General features: G+C 48.4%; 9 protein-coding genes. 3 read left to right on the top strand and 6 right to left on the bottom strand.

What is annotated here, in order from left to right:
• The first annotated feature begins 144 nt into the window (after positions 1–144).
• Both L0156_26110 and L0156_26105 read left to right on the top strand, forming a co-directional pair.
• The gene (locus L0156_26110; protein ID MCI0606474.1) at positions 145–2,082 is read left to right on the top strand and encodes a hypothetical protein; all 1,938 of its coding nucleotides are present in this window, start codon (positions 145–147) and stop codon (positions 2,080–2,082) included.
• Positions 2,054–2,575: a SprT-like domain-containing protein gene (locus tag L0156_26105; GenBank protein MCI0606473.1), complete on the top strand. Its 522-nt coding sequence runs from the start codon at positions 2,054–2,056 to the stop codon at positions 2,573–2,575. Before L0156_26110 ends, L0156_26105 begins: the two co-directional genes overlap by 29 nt.
• Positions 2,576–2,644: 69 nt before the next feature.
• Here L0156_26105 and L0156_26100 read toward each other — a convergent pair whose 3' ends face one another.
• The 3 genes from L0156_26100 to L0156_26090 form a co-directional block, all read right to left on the bottom strand.
• Entirely contained in the window at positions 2,645–4,093 is a 1,449-nt protein-coding gene (locus L0156_26100) for a DUF2851 family protein (protein MCI0606472.1), read from the bottom strand.
• A gap of 123 nt (positions 4,094–4,216) precedes the next feature.
• A complete protein-coding gene (locus L0156_26095; protein MCI0606471.1) occupies positions 4,217–5,587 on the bottom strand; it encodes a radical SAM protein in 1,371 nt (456 codons plus the stop codon).
• Positions 5,584–6,711 carry a polysaccharide deacetylase family protein gene (locus L0156_26090; GenBank protein ID MCI0606470.1) on the bottom strand — a complete coding sequence of 376 codons (1,128 nt, stop codon included), beginning with the start codon at positions 6,709–6,711 and terminating at the stop codon, positions 5,584–5,586. Before L0156_26090 ends, L0156_26095 begins: the two co-directional genes overlap by 4 nt.
• A gap of 373 nt (positions 6,712–7,084) precedes the next feature.
• Here L0156_26090 and L0156_26085 point away from each other — a divergent pair, with 373 nt between their 5' ends.
• The gene (locus L0156_26085; protein ID MCI0606469.1) at positions 7,085–7,810 is read left to right on the top strand and encodes a protein-L-isoaspartate(D-aspartate) O-methyltransferase; all 726 of its coding nucleotides are present in this window, start codon (positions 7,085–7,087) and stop codon (positions 7,808–7,810) included.
• A 119-nt stretch (positions 7,811–7,929) separates the two neighbouring features.
• Here the strand turns inward: L0156_26085 and L0156_26080 are convergent, their stop codons facing one another.
• From L0156_26080 to L0156_26070, 3 genes are all read right to left on the bottom strand, one after another.
• Positions 7,930–9,042 (bottom strand): hypothetical protein, encoded by a 1,113-nt coding sequence (locus L0156_26080; protein ID MCI0606468.1) that lies wholly within the window; start codon positions 9,040–9,042, stop codon positions 7,930–7,932.
• 64 nt (positions 9,043–9,106) lie between these two features.
• Positions 9,107–10,192 carry a hypothetical protein gene (locus L0156_26075; GenBank protein MCI0606467.1) on the bottom strand — a complete coding sequence of 362 codons (1,086 nt, stop codon included), beginning with the start codon at positions 10,190–10,192 and terminating at the stop codon, positions 9,107–9,109.
• Complete coding sequence (locus tag L0156_26070) at positions 10,189–10,647, bottom strand: hypothetical protein (GenBank protein MCI0606466.1); 459 nt, start codon at positions 10,645–10,647, stop codon at positions 10,189–10,191. The genes L0156_26075 and L0156_26070 overlap by 4 nt, the downstream gene beginning before the upstream one ends.
• Between the last annotated feature and the right edge of the window lie 223 nt (positions 10,648–10,870).

The raw sequence follows: 10,870 nt of genomic DNA, 5'->3' as shown, positions 1-10,870 counted from the left end.
TCTGCGGTTCGGAGTTCCTTTGTTCGATATTCTGCGGTTTAATATCCTTTTGCGAAAATCCTTCTAAAAAAACAAGAAGTTCAACGTCAGTAGTACGAGCCGTGAGCTTGCCCTTGATCAGTATGTTAATCTGAAATTCTGCCGATGGTAATTACGTTCGAGTCTCGCAAGAAGAGTTATCCAGCCTACCTCTTCGTTTTCACTTATGCTATTGCCGCTCTGGTCTTTAAAGATCGCTGGCAGTATTTGATGGGCCTCGTTCTGGCGCTGGTGTTGTTCCTTGGCTCCTATGGCCTGGGAAAACGTCTTTCCTTTTTTATCTTCAAAACACCCGATCAGTCGCTGTATTTTCCGATCGGATTGGGATGCGCGTTGATTCTTACTTTCTTTGCCGCATCATTCTCTACGGTTCGATCCATTTTTTATGTGATTTGGGGTTGTCTGGCACTTCTCTCTGCTTTCGAATTGCCGGTTCTTGCTTACCGGATCAACAGGAATTATTTTTGGGCAACACCTTTGATCCTTCTTGGATTCTGGTCCAGCTTTTCACCTTCTTTGAATCCTATCACTCTCGAATATTATCTGGGACTTCCGCATCACTACCTGGCAATCGGCAAAATCCTCACTTTGCCTGAGAACCTCTATTCCTCTCTTCCTCCCTTTGGATCTGCACTGACCCTTCTGTTTTCCGCAGTTGGTGTTGATATTGGCGTGAAAGTATTCACTCTGCTGCTTTATTTTCAAATCATTTCTATCATAGTTTCTCTTTTGCGCTGGTTCATTACAGAACCGGTTTTCGCGGGCGGAAATGGCAAGGATCACGATTATCAAACGGATTTGATGTTCATGACACGAATGGAATTGCTGGTCATTCCTATGTTGCTGGCGCCAGTTGTTTTTGCAGTATTTCATCAGCAGACACATGATCTTTTGATGGCGCTGTTTTTTTGCGCAGCGATCGCTTCTCTGATCAAGGAATATGACTCGATGACAACGCTAAAAATCTGGAACATCGGGTTGCTTCTGGCTTTTGCGCTCTGGACCAAATATGCCGCATTTTTTTACATACCCTGGATCGCGCTGTTATGGTTCGGCTTGTCCGGATGGAAATTTACCAGGGAGAATTGGAAAGCATTTGGGCTCATCGTTGCAACGACATTTCTCTTCTGGCTCGCGGTTCCGGTTCGAAACGGAATGCAATACAAAGATCCATTTTATCCGGCGCTATCCGGAATTTTTGGGGAGGGCAGTTGGACTCCCGCTCAATCCGTTTATTTTGTAAGCGAAGTCATGAGCCCGGGCGGGGGCCTCATGAATGCTCTATCTCGATTCGTTGCTCTGGTGTTTGATCCGCAAGGGATCGGGTTGGTCCTGCTTCTATCTGTCGGGGTCTATCCTTTTTCCCGAAAGCTGCGAGTTGTGAACCACCTGTTGTTTTATGGTCTTGCCTGTTACATCACCTGGTTTTTTGTCTACAAGAATTTCCCGCAATTTCTTGGTGTTTATCTCGTTTTGTTTCCGGTTTGCTATTTTGCTTTTCGATATCTGTACATCCGCTGGCCAAAACAGATTTGGATGGTTTGGGCAGCTTGCGTGATCGCAACGGCCGTTCCACTCCTTCAGTTTTTTAAGGGAGCAGATCCCTCATCTTCATTTCTCATTTCACCTTTGCAAACCCAGAAAGAGTTTTTGACAGCTCACCTGGATTACTATCCGATTGTAATGAAACTGAATGCTGACGAATCGGTTCGCGGTGATATTCTATTGCTCGGCGAGAACAGAGTTGCTTATTACAAGCAGCCTGTGATTGTTGGAAGTCGCTATGATTCCACTGCAGTGCTGGATGACCTTCGCAAGGCCACCAGCCCTGAGGAACTTTTCCGGCGCATTCGCAGACAGGGGATTCGTTACGTGGTTTACGATGAACAGCGATTTCATCAAATGTATGGACCGATGGGAGTTTTCCGCCTGACAGAAACACAGATCATGAATCTACAAAATATGCTGGCAAAATATTCCAACTTGCGGCTGCAGAGCGGACAAATCCGGCTCCATGAACTCTCTGATTCACTCATCTGGTAACGTGCAACAACTCGAGCTTTTTGCGCCGCAAACTCTGCAAGCGAGCAATTACGATCTCCGCCGTCTCTTTGAGTTTTTGAATAGAAAATATTGGCAAGGCCGTCTGCCTTATTTTCGATGCGAATGGTCCAATCGAATGATTACAACCTGGGGCGCCTGCTATCGTGGAAGGCAACTGATTCGCATCAGCAGCATTTTTAAAGATCGTCCCATGGATGAAATTCTTGCCCTGCTCAGTCACGAAATGATTCACATTCGCTATGCAGGGCACGGAAAAAGATTCCGGCAGGAATTGAAGCGAATCGGCCTCGAAGGAGATGTGCAGCGCCATTTTCCGGATCTTGTTAAGCGGACTCATTCGTTGCGCCGGGACTTCCGCTATACGTACGCCTGTTCCCGATGCGGAATTCAAATCCGCCGCCGCAGAAGGATTCACGGCAATTGCGCCGCCTGTCACGAACGCGGCATCCGCTCCAAATTCAGGCTGATTTAACGAAGTAGCGCGGACGTCCTCGTCTGCGTGAGCTTGCAGGCGAGACCCCCGCGCTACTTTGCTACAATCTTATTCCTCTTGGATGGGCACTTCGTGGGCAAGTTCGCAACGGCTGCAGGAAGATTCACGGTTGTCGCAGAAATCGTAAAAGAAGTGATGTAAAGCTTGTTGGCGGTGGGCTGTCCGGATCAAGGTCTTTGCGCGATCCGTAACTCCAAACAACCTGTGCTTCATCAAGCGCGTGATGCTGTTTTCGCAGAGAAGCGGATGATGACGATAAATTTGATGCAAAAGCGCTTCGAGTCTGTTGTCGCCGTTCATTTCGGACAACGCAAGCAGGCAGGGAAGCACAACATTCACAACAAGGATTTTGCTTCGCTCCTTTCCAATCAATCGTTTGGGCGCGGAAAACTTGTTCCCGTCAAATTGAAAATGATAGGACCAGTAAATGTGAATCGGTTTTGAAAAAAGCTCCAGCCAGCTTTGAAGAATCTGTCGCGCCTTAGGCGGGTCACTTTGAGGTTGCAAAGGTTGCAACAGAAGTGAGAGGAGGGAACGTCCGAAGTAGTGAAAGAAAGCGGCAATGGCAGTAAGACGCCGCGCAGGAAAATTTGCAGGTCGGGTGCTGGAAGGATACCAGCAGAAACCGACCAGTCGCTTTTCCAGAAATCGGGATTCCGCGCGCTTCCAGTAACGCCGGATCTCTTCCATGTAATGGTTGGTTTCCGCATCGAATTCTGTCTGCGAAATGTCCTGCAAAAGTCCCGCGGTTCCCAGTAATACTGCAGCCATCGAATCGATTCCCCTGCGCGTGGATTGGTCGTATTGAATCAAATCCTCCAGGGGAACACGCCTGGCAAGCTCCCGAAATGCGTAACGCGATTGTTTGTAACCCATTCCTTCCATGATTCCTTCGTAGAACGTTTGAAGGAAACCGCCGCTCTGGATGCGCTGAAGAAAGTCCTCCTTCTTCCGCCTCATCCGTAGATCGCCCGCAGAGTCGAGAATCCTGAGCAGGGATTCTTCCTCCTGCTCTTCCAGGAATTTTCTGCAAAGGCGGACATTTACCTCCGGCCCGAAGGGGAATTGATAGATGGGAATCTTCTGTTGCAGCAGCCGCAGCTCTTCCAGCAAAGAATCTTTCATTTCCAGCTGAAGAACGGATTCTCCGTTTTGTTTCGTGCATAGTCTTTGCGATTTGTATAGTACGACATGCATAACAACGCCGTTGTACCGGGCATCGTGATGATGGCCGTGATGGTACCAGTCTTCGCTATTCAGGTGTATTTCCACATCGCCGCACAACCGTTGACCGTTGAGAAACATTTCGGCGTTACGGAAGTCCGGTCCGGCCTCCAGGTTCCACCAGCCGGGCGAAGAAATTAACAGGGTCTGGCCTTCTACATTCAATGTTTTTCTAAAAAGCTGTTCGGACCAGATACAGTGCAGCAGGCGTTCGAGCACTTTCTGGCGCTCGGGGTAATTTGCGCGGGGTTCTTTCAGCAGGTAAATCTCCATCTTTTGCCTCCTATCTCACCGCAGAGTACGCAGAGAACGCTGAGAAGGAATCAAAAAACTTATTCCTAACTCTGCGCTCTCAGCGCTCTCTGCGGTGAATCTTTTGGCAAATGATGGAAGAGATCAGTGGACCTGAAGTTCCAAATAGGCTGGCGTGCTTCCGCAGCTTTCAAACCACTCGATGCCTTCGCACACCATGTCGAGCTTCAACCAGTAGCTGCCTTTATTTTCCGGCGCTTTTGCGCGAATGTCAAAGACGGCGCTTTCATTTGCTGCAAGAGGCTCCGGAAGAAAAAGACGCGCAAAATCGCGATTCAGCAATCTTTTGTCAGCGTCCAGCAGCTGAATTCCCAGCGTGATATGTCTCCGGTTTTTCTGGGAAGTATTTTTCCAAACGGCGCCTCCGGTATTCTGAACTTCCGCAGCACAATAAAAAGGCTCGCCTGTTTTGGCCCGCCACAAACGGCCTTTCGGTTTAATAGTAGCATGCAATGTTTTCTGTGGCATAGCATTTCCCAGCGCGCTCCAGATTTCGTGACGAATATTTTCGTATTCCGGGCGTCCGGCCACAAAACGCTCCGATGCGCTGTTTTCCGGATGATCTGTTATTTCCCAGCAAAGTTTGTCGATATCGATCTCCGCGGCAAGACTGCGCGCGAGATTCATCTCCTCATCGCTGTCATTCCAGCGAAACAAAATATATCGCCAGTTGATGAAGGGAGTTTCACTCTGTTGCTCTTTTTTGACTTCTACGAGCCGCTTCATGATCCGCAAAACTTTTTCGAAATCGCCACCCCTTCTGTATTTTTGATAGCTCTCCTGGCGCGCTCCATCCACAGAAAAAGTGATTTCATCGATTCCTGAACGAACCAGCCGCTGAAGTTTTTCTTCAGTGTTCAAGAGAAGGCCATTGGTGCTGCAGAAAAGATAGATTTGTGGATGGCGTGTTTTGGCATAAGCAATCATGTCGATCGCTTTAGGATGAATAAAACTTTCACCGTAATTAAAAAAATCGATACGAAAAAGGTTGGAGCCAATTTCGTCGATGACTCTTGTATACACTTTGTAATCCAGCAATCGATTATGCCGCGTGAAATGGATCCCGTTTTCGTGATTGCAGCAGGCTTCGTAGCAGGAAAGATTACAGGAAATGCACGGTTCAACGAACAACCGCCGCGGGAGGTAAGAGAGATTTACTTCGTCTGGCGGTTTCGGCCCTGATTTCGGCACGACCTGAATCAAATTGCAATGTGTGCAAAGGTGCGGGTTGTTGGTATGAAAGCCTCTGCGGAGTTCTTGAAATACGCGACCATTCCATATTTCGGCAATACTCTGGATTGCGGCATTGCCTGCGGGTCGCTTTTTAAAAGGATCGGCACAACCGCAAACGATGGTTCCATCAGACATCAACACAACCGTTTCCCATGGCCAGGTGCAATAAAACCGCTGGTCCGGTTGCAGCGTTATCTGTTGAGGATCGGCGATTCCTATCATGGCGCGTTTGCATCAATCAGTTCACTTGCGGTTACGAAACGATAACCCCTTTGACGAAATGTCTTGATAATTTCCGGCAGCCACTGATCGAGCAGGTCTCCGGACGCGCGCTTACTTCCCAGCTGCATGCGGATGATCGCGCCATTTGCCTGTTCCACTTCATTCTGACCAAAACTCACCAGTCGATCTTTGATCAAGAGGGCAGGGAAATAACCAGGAAAATCTGCATTGGTCACCCAATCCAGGCCATCCATGTTTTGATTCGTCGCGGCGTTTGCGGTCCATGCAACGTGAACGAATCCCAATTCCGCAGCCCACTTTCGGAATTCAACGTTGTGTTCGCCGGACGGAGCGCGCCAGAGGCGCGCCATTCGTTTTCCCGTAACGGCATGAAATATTTCCTCGGTTTTGCGCAACTGATTTTGCAATTCCCCTCTGTTTATCGAAGTGGGGGCGGTTACCTGAATTCCCGCTTCGTGTTTCTGGGCGAGCTCTCGCGTAAAGTCCGGGTACTTCTCGATAAATTCCCCGGTTAAGAATACAGTGCTGTGAATCTTTGTTTCCTCCAGGGTTTTGAGGATGGCCGCGCAGGAATTGGCTTCGAAGCCTCCCTCGAAAGTCATCACAAGCTCCCGCCGGTCCAAATTGCCACGCGAAATATTATCGGAAGAATTCTGAAAGAATGGGGAATTCTCTGCCGGTGCGCGCTTGGAATCCTGATTAAAAATCATGATTGCCGATGACGAATCGGAGGAACCGTTATTTGCATAAAAGCGTGTTTGGAGAACGTTGGCATGCTTGGTTAAAGGCACCTGCGCGAAACGATAGTGTCCTTCGCGGGCAACGGTGTTATCTATCAAAGTACCGTTGAGATAAATCGCCACCACAGAATTACTCGGCGCGCGCCCTTCGACCTGTATGGTCTGCGAAAGGCACTTCGTTCCATTTAACGGCCTGCTGATCATGATTTCTTCCGTTGGTTTCTCCTGCATATCCACGGGCAGGGAGGGTGCAATTTGTGTGAGATTCGGTTTTACTTGCAGATCGCCTCCGCTGTAGAACGCGTCCGCAAGTAGTGCAAAGTAAACGAATCCACTGAGCAGCAGGATCAGCGTCGCATACATCGCGAAATGTCTGTAAGCGCTTCTGCCCTTTCCGTTAAGCGCATTTATATATGCCTCATAACATGCATTTCCGCAAAACAGATGATGGTCAATTTTTACCTGACAACTCTGACAGATCAGTCCGTTGCATTGAAAGCACTTTCGCTTCGCGATCTGTGAGGAGTGCCTGTAACAAAAACGTGACGTTACCATAAAGATATTCACCAAGATATTCACCCGCGGAGAATGCTGAGAGCGCAGAGAAAAGAAATCCTTCTCTTAACTCTGCGCTCTCAGCGTCCTCTTGCGGTAAAAAAGGATTTTAACGCAAAGCGCGTTGTTGCGCAAAGTTTGACACGTCAAAATTCAGACGTTAACCTTGCTTAGAGATGCCATGGTAAAGTCGTTACTGCGGTTGACGGTCCTTTTTGTATTCTGTCTTGCGTGTCAGGACGGAGCAGAGCCGATGGATACGGAGAAGAAGCTCGCAGATTTGCGCAAACAAATGGTGGAAAAGCAAATCCGTGCCCGCGGCGTGAAAGACCCGAGAGTTCTGGATGCGTTGATCCGCGTTGAGAGACACCATTTCGTTCCTCAAGGTTTGGAAATAGCTGCCTATGATGACACTCCTCTATCGATTGGAGAAGGGCAGACAATATCTCAGCCTTACATCGTGGCGTTGATGACGGAACTTGCAAAAGTTCAACCTGCTTCGAAAGTATTAGAGGTTGGAACAGGATCCGGATATCAGGCGGCAGTGCTTGCTGTTCTTGCGAAGGAAGTTTTCACGATTGAGATCATTCCCAGTCTGGGCAACCAGGCGAAAGAGAAGCTAAAAACGCTCGGCTACGAGAACGTCCATGTGCGTGTCGGTGATGGTTATCAGGGTTGGCCTGAGGAAGCTCCCTTCGATGCAATTCTGGTGACGGCAGCGCCGGATCACGTGCCTCAACCACTCGTCGATCAACTGAAGATGGGGGGAAGGCTCGTGATTCCGCTGGGAGATTTCTATCAGGATCTGGCGGTCCTTACGAAAACAGAAAAGGGTGTGAATCAAGAAAAGATTATCCCAGTACGTTTTGTCCCGATGACCGGCGAAGCGGAAGAAAAGAAGGATTAGCGCAATAATCGTGGATCGTAATCATGACCGTGATCGTAATCATGATCATAAGTCATGATCCTAAATCGTGAATTACGATTAAGATTAAGATTCACGATTACGATTACGATCCACGATTACTACTGCTTTGCTTCCTCTTCAGGGCTCGAAAAGATCATCTGAATCTTTTCGCGTTGCGCATTGGGCGGCAAAGCTGCCTGAATTTTGATGACTTCCCCTGCCCGAACATTTGTCACGAGGGCTGCAGGTCCTTTTACGCCCGGATACATGAATGCAATGCTTGGTATATCCTTTTCCGATTTGTTTCGAAACCTCGCCACCAGATACGTTTTGTCCCCCACTGTTTTTAACGATGTTTCAAGCATCTTAAAAGGAGCAGTTGGACTTACGCGGTTCATCCACTGTTCCTGATTCCGGATCTCGGCTCTTGCAAGACCATCTCTAGGATTGGGATCAACGTTGGATTTCAAACGGTCCACTTCCTTGTAGTGAGCAACGTAACCATCCTTCCAATCCTGTTCGGCACGAGCTGCTTCCCACGTGTATTCTTCTTCGACCAATAATCGCGCAAAATTGATTGTGAGCGCCCCTTTCTTATGCTCGATCACACCCGCTGCAACAGGCTCAGTTGTTTTGCCGCTTTGCTGCCATAAAGATAACCAGATCCGCGCAATGTCATTGACAGCTTCGCTGTAAAGAATTCGCGAAACTTCCGGCGTGTTCTCCAGCCGCCAGCGCCACTGAGAGCGCGTCACAAAATATTCTCTGTAATTCTCAATTGGTCCTTCGTACCCCTCAAAGAGAACCACGATGTTTTCATTTTGGACGAAATCCAGATTCTGCGCCACGTCACCTTTAATTAGTTTTTCCGGATTCCATAGATCTGCAATGTAATGGGCAAGATAGCAAAGCTGTTTGCCCACATCCAGTTGATTGCCCCCCTGCAATTTTGTTTGCACAATCTTAATGATCTTTTCAACGCGATCAATGCCCCCACCTTCCGGAGGTTCACTGGGAATGTAATAGTGATTCTGCCAATCACGAATCATTTCATCGGGATCTTTGATTCCGGCTTCAACAAATTTCTTGTTCGAAACGAGAATCTTCTGCAATTCAGGCGGCATCAACGAGATGGCATCTTTCGTCATCTGATAATGCGTATTCGTATGCCAGGCTTGCGCTGGCAATGCCCAAACTAAGAACAATACTAGAACAAAAAACACTCTTCCCATTGGCTTTACCTCGATTGAAACAGAATTGTAGCGCAAATAGAGGGGTGTTAAAAGTGTGTAACAATTAGAAGTAGATATGAAGACGTAGAACTAGCTCATCAGCATTTTGTGGAATGTTTTGAGGAATGCTCTGATTGAACCTGTAGAATAACTGAACCTGGACGAAGGAGGTCAGGAATGGCTCGACGCCGATGATCACACGATCCCTTTCGTTCTCATCAATGTCCTGATTTGGGTCGAAGTATTCGTAAGCGAGTTTCACGTTCCATCCGTCCACTATTTCATAGTCCAGCTCTGCATAAGTCACCACCTGGTCTCGAGTGTCGTCTCCCGCTTCCTCATGCACCAAATCTGCTTCGCCCAAAAAGACCAGTCTCTTCAGGCGAAGTCCGGTCCAGATTCCAGCTGCTTTTCTGATGTCGTCCCCCGCTTTGTTATAAGAAGCGGAGACGCCGGCCCGGAAATGATCTCCCACGTAGCCGAGCGTGCTTACTAATTGTTTAGAAGTATCGTTGTCCAATATGGAAGAAGTGCCGTTGGTAACAGATGCCGCAAACAAAAGGGATCCTGGTTCGAAACCAATTTCCAATCCCGTATCCGGATTATTGAAGTTAAATCCTGTCACTTCCCGAAGGAAAGTGCTGTCGTCTTCCAGGCGCAAACCATAAGGATGAAGAAATTTTCCAGCTTTGATCCACCCACGGCCCGGTAAGTTGTGGAGCATGGCAAAAATTTCCCGTGTTTGGGCTCCTCCTGGAGCAATCGTTTCATCCAAATAGAATGTAATCCGGTTCGGGATCAAATCAGCCTGGAGGTAGAGATTCGATTTATCCGTCTGAAATGAGTTCGCTTCTAACTGGCCTTCCGAAAAAGTGCTGCGGCTAAGGATGCGGAAATCACCACCGAATGAAATCACATCGTTAAAAAGAGAAAAGTAGTGCGGAATCTTATTGCTCTGAAGATCAGCGGGTTTCCAGGGAAGGTCGATTGCGCCGTAACCTGTTCCCATGCGATTGCGCTTTCCGCCACCGGTCAGGTTAGTATGGCAAGCGCTGCACTTGAGACCCTCGCGGACGGCAATGTAAGGTTCCGCAAAAAGAAGAGAGGCGTTCAAAGCGATGAAGATGCCAGCAACAACAGCGATTTTCAATTTTGTAGCGCTCCTAGGGCAATCCAGACCCGGATCGCATTGATGGTCTGTTGATCCAACGGAGTTCTATCCAGCGGCATCTGCCCTCCTGTGATATTCGGACCTCCTTCCAGTTTTCTAATGATGTAGGACCGGTTGGGATTGCCCGGTTCCACACGAAAAAGGTCAGACTGCTCTTGTGACGGAACGTTTACAAGGTGACTGTAGGAGTTTTGCGCATCCAATCTTAGACCCTCCGGCGCCGCAACGCCGGAATGACACTCGATGCAAATTGCACTAAACACATTTTGTTGAATGTTCGAAAAAGTTGGTTCAAATGCGACCGGTAATCCACCGTTGCCGACGGGATCGCCATTCTCGTCCAACCCCTGGCCGTTTCCTGCGCATCCAAACCACCAGAAAATTGCAACCAGCGGCAAAATTTCAATCCAGCGTTTGCTTTGGATTCTCATCATGAATTTGTAGTGGCAAAGCATTGTCCGCAACCCTGCCTTAAGCATGTTGGGCCATCTAAGTCTGTGTGTTGCAACATCCTCATTCACCGAGACAATGCTCTGCTTCATCCGCCGGTTGCAGAGCATTTGCTCGCCGACTATTTATTCGTGCTGCCTCACGCTTCTTCGAAGTAGCGAACCTGTTCACTACAACGGCAAATGCTCTGCCACTACGCGTAGATAT

This window comes from bacterium (genome assembly GCA_022616075.1).
In the GTDB taxonomy this organism is placed as follows: domain Bacteria; phylum Acidobacteriota; class HRBIN11; order JAKEFK01; family JAKEFK01; genus JAKEFK01.
Note: the sequence above shows the minus strand (reverse complement) of the source record. Positions and strands in the feature narration are given on the sequence as shown.